The 16,324-nt window shown below is 51.9% G+C and carries 12 protein-coding genes; 6 read left to right on the top strand and 6 right to left on the bottom strand.

The window, feature by feature from the left end; translation table 11 throughout:
• Nucleotides 1–61: 61 nt before the first annotated feature.
• Complete coding sequence (fbp, locus tag ACLBVC_RS08185; RefSeq protein ID WP_410149204.1) at nucleotides 62–1,066, top strand: class 1 fructose-bisphosphatase; 1,005 nt, start codon at nucleotides 62–64, stop codon at nucleotides 1,064–1,066.
• Between the two features lie 128 nt (nucleotides 1,067–1,194).
• Here the strand turns inward: fbp and ACLBVC_RS08180 are convergent, their stop codons facing one another.
• Complete coding sequence (locus tag ACLBVC_RS08180) at nucleotides 1,195–2,766, bottom strand: methyl-accepting chemotaxis protein (protein WP_410149203.1); 1,572 nt, start codon at nucleotides 2,764–2,766, stop codon at nucleotides 1,195–1,197.
• Between the two features lie 316 nt (nucleotides 2,767–3,082).
• Here ACLBVC_RS08180 and ppa point away from each other — a divergent pair, with 316 nt between their 5' ends.
• Complete coding sequence (ppa, locus tag ACLBVC_RS08175; RefSeq protein WP_152325307.1) at nucleotides 3,083–3,613, top strand: inorganic diphosphatase; 531 nt, start codon at nucleotides 3,083–3,085, stop codon at nucleotides 3,611–3,613.
• A gap of 101 nt (nucleotides 3,614–3,714) precedes the next feature.
• On the opposite strand, the gene ACLBVC_RS08170 is transcribed toward ppa, so the two are convergent.
• The 3 genes from ACLBVC_RS08170 to tamA are packed head-to-tail and all read right to left on the bottom strand — an operon-like array spanning nucleotide 3,715 to nucleotide 9,591.
• The gene (locus ACLBVC_RS08170) at nucleotides 3,715–4,068 is read right to left on the bottom strand and encodes a gamma-glutamylcyclotransferase family protein (RefSeq protein WP_410149202.1); all 354 of its coding nucleotides are present in this window, start codon (nucleotides 4,066–4,068) and stop codon (nucleotides 3,715–3,717) included.
• 31 nt (nucleotides 4,069–4,099) lie between these two features.
• Complete coding sequence (tamB, locus tag ACLBVC_RS08165) at nucleotides 4,100–7,915, bottom strand: autotransporter assembly complex protein TamB (RefSeq protein ID WP_410149201.1); 3,816 nt, start codon at nucleotides 7,913–7,915, stop codon at nucleotides 4,100–4,102.
• A complete protein-coding gene (gene tamA / locus ACLBVC_RS08160) occupies nucleotides 7,912–9,591 on the bottom strand; it encodes an autotransporter assembly complex protein TamA (RefSeq protein ID WP_229893307.1) in 1,680 nt (559 codons plus the stop codon). The genes tamB and tamA overlap by 4 nt, the downstream gene beginning before the upstream one ends.
• Nucleotides 9,592–9,916: 325 nt before the next feature.
• Between tamA and msrA the strand changes: the two genes are divergently transcribed.
• Together msrA and ACLBVC_RS08150 are read left to right on the top strand one after the other, a co-directional pair.
• A complete protein-coding gene (gene msrA / locus ACLBVC_RS08155; RefSeq protein ID WP_410149200.1) occupies nucleotides 9,917–10,555 on the top strand; it encodes a peptide-methionine (S)-S-oxide reductase MsrA in 639 nt (212 codons plus the stop codon).
• A gap of 227 nt (nucleotides 10,556–10,782) precedes the next feature.
• Entirely contained in the window at nucleotides 10,783–12,132 is a 1,350-nt protein-coding gene (locus tag ACLBVC_RS08150; protein ID WP_410149199.1) for a polyamine export protein PaeA, read from the top strand.
• A gap of 105 nt (nucleotides 12,133–12,237) precedes the next feature.
• Here ACLBVC_RS08150 and ACLBVC_RS08145 read toward each other — a convergent pair whose 3' ends face one another.
• Entirely contained in the window at nucleotides 12,238–12,444 is a 207-nt protein-coding gene (locus tag ACLBVC_RS08145; protein ID WP_013573785.1) for a DUF1107 domain-containing protein, read from the bottom strand.
• Between the two features lie 311 nt (nucleotides 12,445–12,755).
• On the opposite strand from ACLBVC_RS08145, the gene ACLBVC_RS08140 reads away from it, so the two are divergent.
• Nucleotides 12,756–13,313 (top strand): YtfJ family protein, encoded by a 558-nt coding sequence (locus tag ACLBVC_RS08140; protein ID WP_410149198.1) that lies wholly within the window; start codon nucleotides 12,756–12,758, stop codon nucleotides 13,311–13,313.
• A gap of 35 nt (nucleotides 13,314–13,348) precedes the next feature.
• Here ACLBVC_RS08140 and cysQ read toward each other — a convergent pair whose 3' ends face one another.
• Nucleotides 13,349–14,095 carry a 3'(2'),5'-bisphosphate nucleotidase CysQ gene (gene cysQ / locus ACLBVC_RS08135; RefSeq protein ID WP_410149197.1) on the bottom strand — a complete coding sequence of 249 codons (747 nt, stop codon included), beginning with the start codon at nucleotides 14,093–14,095 and terminating at the stop codon, nucleotides 13,349–13,351.
• 221 nt (nucleotides 14,096–14,316) lie between these two features.
• Here cysQ and ACLBVC_RS08130 point away from each other — a divergent pair, with 221 nt between their 5' ends.
• A complete protein-coding gene (locus ACLBVC_RS08130) occupies nucleotides 14,317–16,266 on the top strand; it encodes a bifunctional 2',3'-cyclic-nucleotide 2'-phosphodiesterase/3'-nucleotidase (RefSeq protein ID WP_410149196.1) in 1,950 nt (649 codons plus the stop codon).
• The last annotated feature ends 58 nt before the right edge of the window (nucleotides 16,267–16,324 follow it).

Raw genomic sequence — 16,324 nt, 5'->3', positions numbered from 1 at the left:
CATGCTCTTGTGAAGGTTTTATTAACGAACCGTTATCCATCCTAGATTCAGGGAACGTGTTATGAAAACGTTAGGCGAATTTATTGTTGAAAAACAGCAAGACTTTCCTCATGCAACCGGTGAGCTCACCGCCTTGCTGTCAGCAATAAAACTCGGCGCTAAAATCATTCACCGCGATATCAATAAAGCGGGTCTGGTTGACATTCTCGGCACCAGCGGTGCAGAAAATGTGCAGGGTGAAGTACAGATGAAGCTCGATCTGTACGCAAATGAAAAATTGAAAGCGGCAATGAAGGCGCGTGGCGAAATTGCCGGTATTGCGTCTGAAGAAGAAGATGAAATTGTCATTTTCGAAGGCGAACGCGCTGAAAATGCAAAATACGTGATTTTGATGGATCCGCTGGACGGCTCTTCAAACATCGACGTGAACGTATCAGTCGGGACCATCTTCTCGATTTACCGTCGGACTTCTCCGCTCGGCCAGCCTGTGACGGAAGCCGACTTCCTGCAACCGGGTAACCGTCAGGTTGCCGCAGGTTACGTGGTTTACGGCTCTTCCACCATGCTGGTTTACACTACCGGCGCAGGGGTTCATGCCTTTACTTACGATCCTTCACTCGGTGTATTCTGCCTCTCTCACGAAAAAGTCCGTTTCCCTGCTAAGGGCAACATGTACTCGATCAACGAAGGCAACTACATCAAATTCCCTCTCGGCGTTAAAAAATACATTAAGTATTGCCAGGAGCAGGATGAAGCGACGCAACGCCCTTACACCTCACGTTACATCGGTTCGCTGGTTGCAGATTTTCACCGTAACCTGCTTAAAGGTGGCATCTATATTTACCCAAGCACGGCCAGCCATCCGAACGGGAAACTGCGTTTGTTGTACGAATGCAACCCGATGGCGTTCCTGGCCGAACAGGCTGGTGGTAAAGCCAGTGACGGTAAAAACCGCATTCTGGACATCATTCCGCAAAAACTGCACGAACGCGCACCGTTCTTCGTCGGTAACAGCTCAATGGTTGAAGATGCAGAACGTTTTATCGCCCAATTCCCTGATGAATAAACCGGTACCCGACTCAAAAATCATCAAAGAATGAACGTGATACCTCTGTAACTTAGCGTTTCCAAAACGCAAAAAAGGTGGCTTATTTAAGCCACCTTTTTATTATTATCCGTTTCAGATTCGACGTATTAGTAATGCTCAGTCCGGTTCAGCTTAAACACCGCCATGCTTTCCGCCAGCAGCTGAGCCTGCTCTTCCAATGAGCGTGTCGCCGCTGTGGCTTGCTCTACCAGTGCCGCATTTTGCTGTGCAACCTGATCCATTTGCGTAATCGCCACGTTAACCTGCTCGATGCCGTGCGTCTGCTCAGTCGTCGCGATAGAAATTTCTCGCATCAGGCTGGTAACGCGCGTCACTTCACTTGAAATTTCGGTCATCGTTTCCGCTGCTGATTTCACCATCGCCGAACCTTCCGACACGCGGTTATCTGAATCACCGATCAGCTCTTTGATTTCACGTGCAGATTGCGCACTGCGCTGCGCCAGGCTGCGAACTTCACCGGCCACAACGGCAAAACCACGCCCCTGCTCACCAGCGCGGGCTGCTTCCACTGCGGCATTCAGTGCCAGAATATTGGTCTGGAACGCAATGCCGTCAATCACGCTGATAATGTCGCCAATACGTTTCGAACTGTCGGTAATGCCCTGCATTTTATCCATCACCTGATGGACAACTTCGCTTCCTTTACCGGCAATCACGGATACGCTTTGCGCCAGCTGATTCGCCTGCTCGGAATTCGACGCATTCATACGAACTGTGGACGTAAGCTGTTCCATACTGGCGGCGGTTTCTTCCAGAGAAGCGGCTGATTCTTCAGTGCGTTGCGCCAGATGAACGTTACCGGCGGCCAGTTCGCGTGAACCGACGTCAATCTGATTCCCAGCATCACGAACGCGCCCGACAGAAAGCACCAGTGAATCCTGCATTTGTTTCATGGCCTTCAGAAGGCGGCCCATTTCATTATTTTGTGAGTCATCAATGTCATGCGTCAGATCGCCTTTGGCGATGAATTCGAGCTGTGCGATAGAGAACTTCAACGGATGCATAATAATTTTTTGCAACGCAAACCAGGCCAGCAATGCAATAGCCAGCGCAATAAGGAAAGCGATCACAATCACTGTCACCTGAATGCGTGCGTCGGTACGCGCCTGTTCGATTCTCTGACGGGTGCTATCCGTTGCGTAGGCACGAAAATCCGCCAGCGCTTTGTCGTAGGCATTGCTGTAAGGGGTGATTTTATTTTCCAGCACGTCGTAATAACCGTCGGCACTTTGCGCCTGGAGTGCGGCCAGAAGCGGGACCAGACCGTGAGTTTTGTACGCCTCGTAGGTTTTTTTCACCGCATCCGATAAATCCCTTCCGCGCGGCGTGCCATCCAGAATATTGACAAATTTTGCCATGTCCGTATCTGCCTGTTTGATATACCCCGCAATCCGGTCGGTGGTGGATTTAGCGTCATCCATCATGCCGATTTCGAGCTGACGCACAGCAACGCCGCTGGCAACGCGGGTTCGTAGTGAGAAACTGTAACTGTCCGCCAGTGAGCCCAGTTCATCTCCCTGGAGCTGATTAATTTTTTGTAGCGATGTCGCACTTTGCCGGATGGCATTAGTGCCAAGGAAGCTTACCAGCAGCAAAATCAACGTCATCACGACCAGTAAGCCGATCAGACCGGCTTTTACGCTCAACTTATTCAACATACGGTGTTATCCAGCTATTCAGGTGAAAAGGAGAAACTGCGAATGAGGTAGGGATCAGGTTTGCCTGATTTTTTGTATGAATATTGTTATCGGCAATCCCCTGAATCTCTTGATAAGAAAAGCAAAAACAGTCAGTTACACGGTTAAGTGGTGCATGCGTAATTTTTACTGCCGATTCTGCAGATTTTGCCGATCTTCAGCAGCAGGTCATGCCGGAAAATAGCTGGAGGCGATACGACGAAAAGGGCGGGAAATCACGGGAGAGTTGGCTATAATGTGCGGCACTCTATTCCTGGTTCAATGAAGGAAACCAACAATGAGCTTACTGAACGTGCCGGCAGGCAAAGAACTGCCAGAAGATATCTACGTTGTTATCGAAATCCCGGCAAACGCGGATCCTATCAAATACGAAGTTGATAAAGACACCGGTGCACTGTTCGTAGACCGTTTCATGTCTACCGCAATGTTCTACCCTGCGAACTACGGTTACATCAACCACACCCTGTCTCTGGACGGCGACCCGGTTGATGTACTGGTTCCAACGCCATACCCGCTGCAACCAGGTTCTGTGATCCGCTGCCGTCCGGTTGGCGTTCTGAAAATGACTGACGAATCTGGTGAAGATGCGAAAGTTGTTGCGGTTCCTCACACCAAACTGAGCAAAGAATACGATCACATCAAAGATGTGAACGACCTGCCAGAGCTGCTGCGCGGCCAGATCACTCACTTCTTCGAGCAATACAAAGCGCTGGAAAAAGGCAAATGGGTGAAAGTTGAAGGTTGGGCGGACGCCGCTGCTGCAAAAGCTGAAATCGTGAGCTCCTTCGAGCGCGCTAAAAACAAGTAATTGTTTTCTGCGACACGAAAAAAAACACCGTCCACTGGACGGTGTTTTTTTATGTATAAAGCGTTGGCTAGCAACGACTATTTCTGACGACCTTGCTCAGATTAATCGCTGACCGGTTCGTTACGCTTCACCCAGTCGCCACCCTCAATTCTCGGCACACCATCCAGTGAGCGAATGTAGAGGTAAATCCAGGCACTGCCGTAAGGCGTCGAGATCAGCTCGCGACGATAATCTTTCGTATTACTTTTCAGCTCATCCAACTCAGCCATGATTGACGAGTTAATGCGGTAAACTTCGCAATAGACCTTCCCGTCCCCTGGAATGACTGCCGGATAGTGCCCCAGATTATAAAGCGCATATCCTTCCAACTCATGGTCACCCAACCATTGAGCATTCGTCATCCAATGACTGTTGCCTTGCTTGCGTCGCAGACTACCGTAAACAATTATTCGCATGTTTATATTCGTATAGTAAAAGTCACATGAATTAAAACTCAAACTGATAGAGCAAATCCAATGCCTGATCGATGCCCGATACAGCCTGCAGGTAAAGCTTCGGCATCAACCGATAGCGCAATGTCAGGGTTGCCAACGAGTCGAATATTCCGACACCATATTTCACCTGTAAACCTGGTAAAACATAGCCACTGACCACGACCTGAGAACTGTCTCCCACGCCCTGAGTATCCAGCGCCAGATTGCTGACGCCAAACGCTTCGCCGATTTTACCCACAAGTTTACCACTTTGTGCAACCCCTAACCCGATAAGAGCTGAGGTCATTGCACCGCTGTCACCACCAGAATTGTCTAGTCCTTGCCCGCGAAGCAGGTAGGACAAGGCTTCCTGCTGCGACATCGCCGGATCTGAGAATATTTCAAGTTTAGGTGCATCGGCCTCGCCGGTAACGCGTAATCCGGCCACAACGTCATTTTCTGTCGCTTCAGGGTTACGGATGGCTTCCAGATTCAGCAGTGGCTGGTCCGCCGGGCCGGAGAATAACAGCTGTCCTTTGCGCACAATTAAATCCTGACCGTACGCATGGAAACGCCCGGACGGAATATTGATTTGCCCGTTCAGACCCAACCCGCGACTATCCTGCGCGACTTTCAGCGCACCTTCGAGGCGGGCTTTCAGACCAAACGCGTCCAGACGCACATCCGGTCCGATATTGACCATCAGATTGCTGTTGATAGGAATCGAAGCCGAAACCGGTGCGATCGGCTGACGCTGATCGTTAAGCATCACTTCATCCGACGATACGCCCACGGCGCTTTCCGGCAGTTCCTGAACGGTTATGCGTGCCCACGGAATATCGACGGTGCCGTTGAGGGAGAACAATTGCGGCGTGGCGTCAAATACCAGATCCGGCGAAACGTCCAGCCGCACCATCGGCGGCACGGAAACGCGGACTTTATTCCCGCGCGCGGCAATACGGGCGCGCCACGCGTTGATTTCACTCCAGTCAGCGTTACCATTCAACTCCAGCTGGCCCTGAGCGGTTTTGATGACGCCTTCCATAATCGACGACATGCCGTTGAAGTTGATGTTGATATTGGCATCCGTGATATCAAACGGCATAAATTGCCCGTCGAAATCGACGCCAGTCAGCGCCAGTTTGCCGAAGACCTGCGGTTTTTGCGCATCACCGCCCAACCGCAGATTCGCATTCAGGATACCGGAAGCTTTCTCGCCATCCATCAGTGCGGGTTGCAGCAATGCCATAGAAACACGGGCGATATTCACGTTCCCGCTGAGATTACGTTTCCCTTGCGGATCGGCGATCTGGATATTGCCGTCGAGCTGACCGTTGTGGGTAATTTTGATCAACCAGTCGAGATTTGCCCGGCCATTGTTCAGCCCGGCATTCAGGTTCAGCGTATCGAACGCTACCGGCAGCGGATTTCCCTGCACCAGTTGCTGCACTTTCACGCCTTTACCCACCAGCGAAACGCTGGCCTGCGGCAGACCACCTTCGGCTTTCCAGCTCACGTCGGCTTTCCCGCTGAACGTCCCGCTCAGTTGCGTATCGTCAGTGAGGAAAGGTTTGATCATCGCCAGATCAAAGCGATTCAGCACCACGCTGGCCTGCCCGCTGGCACCGGCATCAATAGTTTTCGGCACGCATAAATCCGCGTTCGGATTCTGCCAGCAGTGCGGCCCGACGGTGACCCGCTGCTCTTTATTGAAATAATCCAGCGCAATAGAACGGTTTAGACGCCATTGCCCGACCGGCGTATCAAACGACGTATTGTTGATATTGCCTTTCCATTCTTCGGTTGCACGGTCAAAACTGCCGGTCAACGCCAGACGCCCCGACACCGGTTTACCCTCAATTTTCAGCGTCAACTGATGCTGCTTTTCATTGCCTTTAGCATCCAGATTGATATCCGAAATATCCAGCGCATCCTGCTTAAGTTGCTGGACGCGCACAGCAAGATTGCCCTGAATCTGATCGGTGGAGCTGACGTCACCCTTCACATCCACGCGACGCACCGTCAGCGCCTGCCATTTCAGGCCGGTGGCAGTCAGATCGGCCAGCAACTTCGGCGCTTTCAGATCACCGCGCAGTTGCAGCATCCCTTTCATCACGCCGCCCAGCCCCGGCAATGCGCCATCAAGATGCGGCGCATCCACTTTGGCATCCAGATTCCAGGTGTCGCTGAGCTTACCTTTAACATCCAGATTATTACGACCCAGTTCAAGGTGTAGCTGCGGGATATCCCACTGGCCGTAGCTGTTTCCGCGCACGTTGCCCTGCGCTTTGACCGCGTTTTTTTTGACGTTACCGGTCAGATCCAGCACCGGGACCTGCATCTGCCACGTGCCGCCATACAGGCTGCCGCGCGTGGTAATTTTACCCTGCAACTTCGCAGGCCAGTCCGGCCACTGTCTGGCGGTGTTAATCCCCGTCAGTTTCAGTTCGCTGTTCCAGCTGATCGCTTTGCTCCAGTCGACCACGCCGGTCAGATCCGTATTCCCTTCCAGCGCGGCCAGACGAAGCAACGTGAGTTTGAATTGCTCTACATTGCCTTTACCGTCAACGGTCAGTGTGGCGGGCGGGATCTGATCGCCTTTGAAATCAGAACGCAGCGAAAGCGCATAATCCGTCGCTTTTCCGCTGAAATTCATTTTGAAGCCTTTCACCTGATACTGCGGGGTGCCGGTCAGTGGCCACTGCAACGCATCGCTGCTGAGTTTCAAATCCAGCGGCAGTCCGGCTTCCGCCAGCTGAGTCTGCAATGCCAGCTGAGCACGTACCGGGCCGGAAAGGTTCAGTCCCACATCGAGCTTGTCGCGCAGGCCCCCGGCGATTTTAAGTTTGATCTTCTCGCCTTTAAGCGGTTCGAGATTCACGGCGGTGTTAACTGTCATGTTCACCGGCCAGTTTTGATTCAGCGTTGCCTGCCCGATGCCGTCCAGCGAACCCTGTGGCGAACGCACCTGCAATTTATCGAGCTTAACGATCTGATTTTGCGTACTGGCTTTCAGTTCAAAACGGTTGATGAGCACATCGGTGTCACCGGTCAGACGCAGGTTTTCACCGAGAATTTGCTGAATATCCAGATCAACCGGCAGACGGAAATCCGGTAATTCAGGCAGCAGCGGTTTGGCAAACAGCTCCTGTAAGGTTTCACCCAATGGTTTTTCAGGTACCACAACGGCCGGTTCTACCGGTTTTCCGGTGGCCTTTTCGACCGCTTTGTCCTGGGCCGCCTGAACAACTTCTGGTAACGAATTGACCGGCGTTTTCGGCAAGGCAATCAGCAATCCGCCGATGTGCGTTGGCATCAGCTGAATCGCCCGCCCTTCCCAGTGCGCGCCGGTGCGGAATGACGCCAGAGAAATCGCCCGGTCATCGAGCGTCACGTTGATATTGTCCAGCGTCAGCACGCGCAGCGTAATCGGATAAGGCGTGCTGAGATTGGTCAGCGGCTCGCTGTTCTCTGGCTGAGGTTGCTCTGCCGCCGGCGTCATTTCTTTGGTGTTCACCACCACATTAACGTCTTTAACGCGGAGCGCGTTAACGCACAGCGCGCTGTTTTTCAGGCACGAAAAATCGAGCGAAAGATGAAATTCTCCCGCTTTCACGTCAACGCCCGGCATTTCGTAATGCACGCCTTTAAGGGTCAGATCGCGCCATCCGCCTTCCGTGCTGGCAATATTCAGCCCCGGCACGAAGCGGTTCGCGCCGTTGATCATCAGATGCAGACCGGTTTGCGTACCGACTAAAAACGCCACCAGACTGATGATCAGCAGCAGGAAGATCAGGAAACCCAGGCAGATTTTCTTAAATAAACTCATAATTCCGGACCTAAACCGATGTAGAACTGCAATCCATGCTCATCTTTGTCGCCAACGGGAGCGGCAACGTCTAATTTCACCGGGCCGATCGGTGAAGCCCAGCGCACGCCTACGCCCGCACCGGTTTTGAAATCATTTTGCGTAATGTCGTTCACCGCTTCACCGGAATCGACAAACACCGCGCCCCACCATTTTCCGGTCACGTTGTACTGATATTCCACCGAACCGGTGCCCAGATACGAGGCGCCCGTCAGTTTGCCGTCATCGTCACGCGGGGAAATAGATTTATATTTGTAACCGCGAATGCTGCGGTCGCCACCGGCGAAGAATCGCAGAGATGGCGGCACGCGCTCGAAGTCGTTGGTTTCAATCCAGCCCAGATTGCCGCGGAAAACAAAGCGATGTTTTTCAGCAAGCGTGCGGATCCAGACGTTCTGCGCCTGAATCACGGCGAAATCGACATCCGAGCCCCAGGTGGTATCAGAGACATCCAGAGAGTAACGTTGGGAATCGCCCCAGGTGGGCATTAGTCCGCCGCGCTGACGCGTGCGGTTCAGGCTCACACCCGGATAAATCAGCATCGTCGTGTTGGTGACGCTACCTTGGGTAAAGTGGTCGAGGCTCCAGCGCAGGTTAACCGCGTGCTGCCAGCCGCTGGACAAATCCCAGTAACGGGCCAGATTCACCGTGGTGGAATCGGAGTTGGTGTCGTTCAGGTCTTCACGTTTGAAGCCGCCCTGAACCAGGTAATACTGTTCGAGCGGAGATTTCAGCAGCGGGATTTTATAGCTGAGATCCAGCGACTGTTCAGGGCCGGAAAGCGTCGTGGAGGTTTCAAAGCTCTGACCGCGATCGTTAACCCACGGTTTTTTCCAGTTAGCCGTCAGACGCGGACCGATATCCGTGGAAAAGCCAACACCGGTTTCAATCGTATTTTCGGTACGCGGTGACACCAGCGCATTCAGCGGCAGCGTTTTTGTGGCTTTGGCATCAGTAAAATCTGGTGACACAACGACTGAGTTAAACCAGCCGGTAGCGGACAGGCGGCGGTTAAGCTCGGCCAGTTGCGCAGACGTGTAATAATCCCCCGGCTTAAATGGCACCAGATTTTGCAGATATTCATCGCGGATTTGCGAGCCCTGATAATGAACGCCGCCAAAGCGATAGCGGTCACCGCTGTCGAACTGGATATCCCAGAACGCTTTGTGTTCATCTTCAATCACGCCAAGCTGGCTTTTGCGCATATTGGCATCGAAGTACCCTTTGCGCACGGCCTCGCCGGTCAGAGAACTTTTAAAACTGTCGTAGGTGCCGTGGTTCAGAATGGTGCCTACCGCAGGAACCTGCTCTTTCTTCAGTTTCTCAAACTCATCATCTTTGGCTGCCTGCCCTTCAATGACGACATTCGTGCCAGCGATTTTTACCGGCGTACCCGGTGTCACTTTGGCAATCAATACCGGGCGGCCCGGCGGAGGGGTTTCGCGGTAATCGAAATCGATTGTTGGCGAATAATAGCCTAATGGCCGCAACCCCTGCTCAATGGCGGCGCTGACACGTGCGCGAAACCGCCCGTTAGCCCCGACTTCGTCACTTTGAATCGAAGATAAGCGAACGCGAACGTTCCTTTCCAAATCGCCATCCAGGCCTTCCAGCTGCAAACGCACTTTCGCTGCCATGGAGAGTGAGGGGGCCAGCAGTACACATAACAAACCCAGTTCACGATATCGTGGCACACGCACTCCTGCTAATTTTGCTTTCCTGTTAAAAAATTCGTTACCCGTCGGGGTAGTTCTGCTCGTTTCTGGCAGATTCATCTTTCCAAAGTCAGATGACAGCATTTTAGTGCTAATCCCCTGAAAATGTTCAACGACGAAGCAACGTTCCCCGTATTGTGTGCAAAGACGCAATCAGATACAACTAAGAGTGGCCTGTTGGTCACTGATATTCACTCAGACCTTTTGTTACAAACCTTGTTCATTAAAGCAACAACTGGAGTTTTCCGTGGTGCAACTTTCCGATAAAGCGCAGCCCGTCAGTCATGAGGATGCGTTACCTGGCCGTACAACCCCGATGCCGGTTGCAACGATTCACGCAGTAAACGGTCATTCAATGACGCATGTGCCTGATAATATGGAAGTCGCCATCTTTGCGATGGGCTGTTTCTGGGGCGTTGAGCGTTTATTCTGGCAGCAGGATGGGGTTTACAGCACAGCCTCCGGTTACAGCGGCGGTTTCACACCGAACCCGACTTACCGCGAAGTGTGTACCGGCCAGACCGGCCACGCCGAAGTTGTCCGCGTGGTTTTTGATCCGGCGGTTATCAGCTACACGAAGTTGCTGCAAATTTTCTGGGAAAATCACGATCCGGCTCAGGGAATGCGTCAGGGCGGCGATATCGGGACACAATATCGCTCTGCATTGTATGTGCTGAGCGCAGACCAGCAGGATCAGGCGCTGGCCAGTCTGGCGAGCTTCCAGCAGGCGATGGATGACGCGAACGATAAGCGCACCATCACCACGGAAATTGCCGAAGCCCTGCCGTTTTATTATGCAGAAGACGATCATCAGCAATATCTGTATAAAAACCCGGAAGGCTATTGCGGATTAGGCGGCATCGGCGTCTGTTTACCGCCGCAATAATGCGGGATTTTTAAGCGCTGGCGGCAGTCTCAGTGCTGCTGCTATACTATGCGGGTCACAAATGTGGCCCTTTAAAACTATTTCTGGCAATTATCTTTGTTTTTCATCCTTACGCTTTTTCTTATGAACTGCTTTTTACGGCTTCATTTAAAAAGATGTTCTTTTAAGCAACAAAAATAATGAGAGCCTTTCCCTGCCGGTTTACCCCGGTGTTAAACGGATAGATTATGTTAAACAGTATTTTACTGATTCTTTTACTCATCGCGATCAGTGCATTTTTCTCGCTGTCAGAGATATCGCTGGCGGCTTCCCGCAAAATCAAACTCAAACAGTTGGCAGACGAAGGAGACGTCAATGCCGCACGCGTAATGAAATTACAGGAAACCCCTGGCCTGTTCTTTACGGTAGTTCAGATCGGCCTGAATGCCGTCGCCATCCTCGGTGGTATCGTCGGCGATGCCGCGTTCTCCCCCGCTTTCCAGACCTTCTTTGTTCGCTTTATGTCGCCTGAACTGGCGGATCAAATCAGTTTCATCTGCTCATTCGCACTGGTCACCAGCCTGTTTATTCTGTTTGCTGACCTTACACCGAAGCGCATCGGTATGATTTCACCTGAGTCGGTTGCCGTCCGTATAGTCAACCCGATGCGTTTCTGTCTGATGATTTGCCGCCCGATGGTCTGGTTCTTTAACGGCATGGCGAACATGATTTTCCGTCTGTTTAAACTGCCGATGGTGCGTAATGACGACATTACGACTGACGACATTTATGCGGTGTTTGAAGCGGGTGCGCTGGCGGGCGTGCTGCGTAAACAGGAACATGAGCTGATTGAAAACGTGTTTGAACTCGAATCGCGTACCGTTCCGTCGTCCATGACCTCGCGTGAAAGCGTAATCTATTTTGACCTGCGCGAAAGTGAAGAAAGTATTAAAGAGAAAATCGCCACGCATCCGCATTCCAAATTCCTGGTCTGCGATGGTCATATTGATCAGGTCGTCGGCTACGTCGACTCCAAAGATTTACTGAACCGCGTGCTGGGCAATCAGAGCCTGATGCTGAGCAGCGGCGTGCAAATCCGTAATGCACTGATTGTGCCGGATACCCTGACGCTTTCCGAAGCGCTGGAAAGTTTCAAAGCGGCGGGTGAAGATTTCGCGGTGATCCTCAACGAATACGCGCTGGTGGTGGGCATTATCACCCTCAATGATGTGATGACGACGCTGATGGGCGACCTTGTCGGTCAGGGCATGGAAGAACAGATTGTGGCCCGTGACGAGCATTCATGGCTGATTGAAGGCGGTACGCCGATTGAAGATGTCATGCGCGTGCTGCATATCGAAGAATTCCCGCAGTCCGGCAACTATGAAACCATCGGCGGCTTCATGATGTTTATGTTGCGTAAAATTCCAAAGCGTACGGATTTTGTGAAATTCGCCGGCTATAAATTTGAAGTCGTGGATATCGACAGCTACAAAATCGATCAGCTGCTGGTGACCCGGATTGTCGATCAGCCTGCTGCTCCGCTGCTGCCAAAAACGCCGCAGGAAATTAAAGACGAGAAGAAAGCACAGGCGTAACGTCATTCATTCTGCGTTTTCTGAAAAGACAAACGGCCCCAAAAGGGGCCGTTGTTGTTTGCGCAAGCTGCTCGTAAAAAGCGGCAGCGACAACGCGCAGGGCTGTCAGCCCATTTCCGCCTGCAGGTGCGTCACCTGGCGGTTAACTTCAGACATCACGCTGAAATGGCGCTTATCCCGGACCTTTGGCAACAGAATTTTGCCTTGGTCAAACTCGAACGCGCCGACGTCTTTAATATACAAACGCCCACGAAACAGTGTCTTGACGTACTTTGCGACTTTCATCGGATTGTAACGCTGGAAGATTCTCATTTTTCTACTTTTCTCCGTTAAATCACTGCATGCATCAGCCACGTCGCAAGGCGACAGATACTGGGGCAGAAAAAGGTCGATTGCAGTGAAGAGACCTATAACATAGCAGGGCAGTCAGGTATTTCCAGTATATTTAACTGCTTTTACATTGCTTTTCAGTATTGTCTTAAGTCTTGACGCTAAATGGCAGTATAACCCTGCTTTATGTGGCAATTTTGTAACCTGCAACACAAATTTAACAACCCAACAGGACAGACCACTTGGGCGACCCTATGATGGAGTGGACCGTTCTTTTGCGCCCCGGAGAATCTATGCTTTTAAGAAGTCTTTTAGTGATCACTTTTATGACATTTTCGCTTTTTGCCTCTGCCCATAATCTCACGATCGGACAGCGCGTGGCTCCCGTCGGCGTAGACGATAAAGGCGAGCTCAACGACGTCAATGACCAGTTCAGCTACAGCAAATGGAACAGCGCGAAATTGCCGGGCAAAGTCCGCATCGTGCAGCACATGGCGGGCAGAAGCAGTGCCAAAGCGCTCAATGAACCGCTGATCACCGCTATCCGCGCCGCAAATTTGCCGCATGATCGTTACCAGACCACCACTCTCGTTAACACTGACGACGCCATCATCGGCACAGGCCTGTTCGTGCGTAAAAGCATTGAAAGCGGCAAGCGGGAATTCCCGTGGTCACAGGTGATTGTCGACAGCAACGGAGTGGTGAAAAAAGCATGGGAACTGCAACCGGAAAGTTCAGCGGTCGTCGTTCTGGATAAAAACGGCGTGATTAAATTTGTCAAAGACGGGCAACTGACACCGCAGGAAGTGCAGCAGGTGATTACGCTGGTGGCTCAGCTGGTGAAAGAGTAATGAAGAAACCCCGGCGTGAAACCGGGGTTTTAATATCAGAAGAGAGAAACCCGGAAGCCCGGATTCAGGAAAGACTCACGCGGTGTATACGTCAGTGTCTGTCCTTTCCAGTCATGCACCTGCGCACCGGCGGCCAGCGCCACGGCGTGTCCGGCGCCAGTATCCCAGATATTGGTCGGCCCGAAGCGTGGATAAAGCTGCGCAGAACCCTCAGCCACCAAACAGAATTTCAGCGATGAGCCGATAGCCACGGTCTGATGTTCGCCCAGCTGCGCCAGATAATCCTGCAATTCCGGGTCATTACTGAAATGTGAGCGACTCACAACCACCAGCGGCGGATGCGCTTCGAGCACCTGAATCTGCTGGCGCTCGCCTTGATCTTCCTTCCACGCCTTACCTTCGGCTGCGCTGTACATCACTTGGGTCACCGGCACATACACCACACCCAACACCGGAACACCGTCTTCGATCAGCGCGATATTCACAGTGAATTCACCGTTACGCTTCAGAAATTCTTTGGTGCCGTCCAGCGGATCGACCAGCCAGTAACGCGTCCATGTCTGACGCTCGCTCCAGCTTTGCGGATCCTCTTCCGACAACATCGGCGTTTGCGGATCCAATTTTTGCAAACCGGCCTTAATCACGTTATGCGCCGCAATGTCAGCCGCCGTGACCGGTGAATCATCTTTTTTATGACGCGCATCGAGCGGCTGCTCGCCATCATAGACTGCCATAATGGCGTCGCCCGCCTCGCGCGCTAACTGACAAATTTGCTCTAACATCTTTTACCTCAATGCTTTGATTCTCATTTCTCAAGCCTAGTTTTTTTTACCGTGAATAGCCATCCCGTAATGTTACCGGGCCTGCGTATTGACGGTTTTAAGGCGTCATAAAGTTGTTACAACTCACATTTATTTATGACAACTGATTACATTCTCAGCAAATTTTGAGATACATATCCGGTTTTTTTTCCGGGCGTCGCCCGTTCTCTGGAGGCAAGGCAATGAATAAGCGTCATCTGACGTTATCCCTGTTGGCTACGCTGGTCGCAACATCTGCGGGCGCGGCACAGGTGGATCTGCGCATCATGGAAACCACGGACCTGCACAGCAACATGATGGACTTCGATTACTACAAAGATAAACCGACGGACAAATTTGGACTGGTGCGCACCGCCAGCCTGATCCACGCCGCGCGAAACGAAGTGACGAACTCCGTGTTAATCGATAACGGCGACATCATTCAGGGCAGCCCGCTGGGCGACTACATGGCAGCAAAAGGGCTGAAACAGGGCGATGTTCATCCCGTTTATCTGGCCATGAACACGCTGGATTACGCAGTCGGTAATCTGGGGAATCACGAGTTTAACTACGGCCTGGATTACCTGAAAAAAGCGCTGGCCGGGGCGAAATTTCCGTACGTAAACGCCAACGTCATTGACGACAAAACCGGCAAGCCGCTGTTCACACCTTTCCTGATTACCGACAACGCGGTGAAAGATCGCGACGGCAAAACGCATAATCTGCGTATCGCTTATATCGGTTTTGTTCCGCCGCAAATCATGGTCTGGGACAAAGCAAATTTGCAGGGCAAAGTCACCGTTGAGGATATTACAGAGACCGCCAAAAAATGGATCCCGGAGATGCGTAAACAGGGCGCGGACATCATTGTCGCTATCCCCCATTCGGGTCTGTCCGGCGATCCGTACAAAACCCTGGCCGAAAACTCGGTGTATTATCTGAGCCAGGTGAAAGGCATCGACGCGATTATGTTCGGTCACGCACACGCCGTATTCCCGAGCGAAGAATTCGCCAATATCAAAGGCGCGGACATAAAACAGGGGACGCTGAATGGCATTCCCGCAGTGATGCCGGGCATGTGGGGCGACCATCTGGGCGTAGTCGATATGGTCTTAAATAACGACGGTGGCGGCTGGAAAGTGGAAACCGCAAAGGCAGAAGCGCGCCCGATTTATGACAAAGCGCAGAAGAAATCGCTGGCCGCTGAAGATCAGGATCTGGTGAAAGTCCTCTCGCCTTCACATGACGCGACACGAGAATTTGTCAGCAAGCCCATCGGCAAATCGAACGATAAAATGTATAGCTATCTGGCGCTGGTACAGGACGATCCGACAGTGCAAATCGTCAACAATGCACAAAAAGCCTATACCGAACACTTCATTCAGGGCGATCCGGATTTAGCGAATCTGCCGGTATTATCCGCTGCGGCACCGTTCAAAGTGGGCGGGCGTAAAAACGATCCGGCCAGCTATGTTGAAGTGGAAAAAGGCGAACTGACTTTCCGTAATGCCGCAGATTTGTATCTTTATCCAAATACGCTGGTGGTGATGAAAGTCACCGGACAGGAAGTGAAAGACTGGCTGGAATGCTCTGCCGGGCAGTTTAATCAGATTGATATGAACAGCACAAAGCCGCAGTCGCTGATTAACTGGGACGGATTCCGTACCTATAACTTCGACGTGATTGATGGCGTGAATTATCAGATTGATATCAGCCAGCCGGCGAAATATGACGGCGAATGTACGCTCATCAGCAAAGATGCTGAGCGCATTAAAAACCTGACGTTTAACGGTAAGCCTATCGATCTGAAAGCGACTTTCCTGGTTGCCACAAATAACTACCGTGCGTACGGCGGAAAATTTGCGGGCACCGGCGATAAACATATTGCCTTCGCGTCACCGGATGAAAACCGTTCTGTGGTGGCCGCGTACATCAGCGCAGAAACCAAAAAGCACGGTGCGGTTACGCCAACGGCAGACAACAACTGGAAGCTGGCAACAATTAAAGCGCCGCAGCAGCTGGATATTCGTTTCGAAACATCCCCGGGCGACAAAGCCGCGGCCTTCATAAAATCTCATGCACAATATCCGGTCACCGCCAAAGGGACGGACGATATCGGCTTCGAGGTTTATCAGGTCGATTTGCAAAAATAGCCTTTGACTCAACGCTCCTCCGGGAGCGTTTTTTCTTTCTGTACTTCCTTAGAGCTAT

This window comes from Rahnella selenatireducens (assembly GCF_046449555.1).
GTDB classification, from domain to species: Bacteria; Pseudomonadota; Gammaproteobacteria; order Enterobacterales; family Enterobacteriaceae; genus Rahnella; species Rahnella selenatireducens.
The sequence above is the reverse complement of the archived record's forward strand: the minus strand, read 5'-3'. Positions and strand labels throughout refer to the sequence as shown.

What these genes read in the sequence shown, in the direction of transcription:
- fbp (WP_410149204.1), top strand. Translation starts at nt 62, where the DNA reads ATGAAAACGTTAGGCGAATTTATTGTTGAAAAACAGCAAGACTTTCCT.
- ACLBVC_RS08180 (WP_410149203.1), bottom strand. Translation starts at nt 2,766, where the DNA reads ATGTTGAATAAGTTGAGCGTAAAAGCCGGTCTGATCGGCTTACTGGTC.
- ppa (WP_152325307.1), top strand. Translation starts at nt 3,083, where the DNA reads ATGAGCTTACTGAACGTGCCGGCAGGCAAAGAACTGCCAGAAGATATC.
- ACLBVC_RS08170 (WP_410149202.1), bottom strand. Translation starts at nt 4,068, where the DNA reads ATGCGAATAATTGTTTACGGTAGTCTGCGACGCAAGCAAGGCAACAGT.
- tamB (WP_410149201.1), bottom strand. Translation starts at nt 7,915, where the DNA reads ATGAGTTTATTTAAGAAAATCTGCCTGGGTTTCCTGATCTTCCTGCTG.
- tamA (WP_229893307.1), bottom strand. Translation starts at nt 9,591, where the DNA reads ATGGCAGCGAAAGTGCGTTTGCAGCTGGAAGGCCTGGATGGCGATTTG.
- ACLBVC_RS08150 (WP_410149199.1), top strand. Translation starts at nt 10,783, where the DNA reads ATGTTAAACAGTATTTTACTGATTCTTTTACTCATCGCGATCAGTGCA.
- ACLBVC_RS08145 (WP_013573785.1), bottom strand. Translation starts at nt 12,444, where the DNA reads ATGAGAATCTTCCAGCGTTACAATCCGATGAAAGTCGCAAAGTACGTC.
- ACLBVC_RS08140 (WP_410149198.1), top strand. Translation starts at nt 12,756, where the DNA reads ATGCTTTTAAGAAGTCTTTTAGTGATCACTTTTATGACATTTTCGCTT.
- cysQ (WP_410149197.1), bottom strand. Translation starts at nt 14,095, where the DNA reads ATGTTAGAGCAAATTTGTCAGTTAGCGCGCGAGGCGGGCGACGCCATT.
- ACLBVC_RS08130 (WP_410149196.1), top strand. Translation starts at nt 14,317, where the DNA reads ATGAATAAGCGTCATCTGACGTTATCCCTGTTGGCTACGCTGGTCGCA.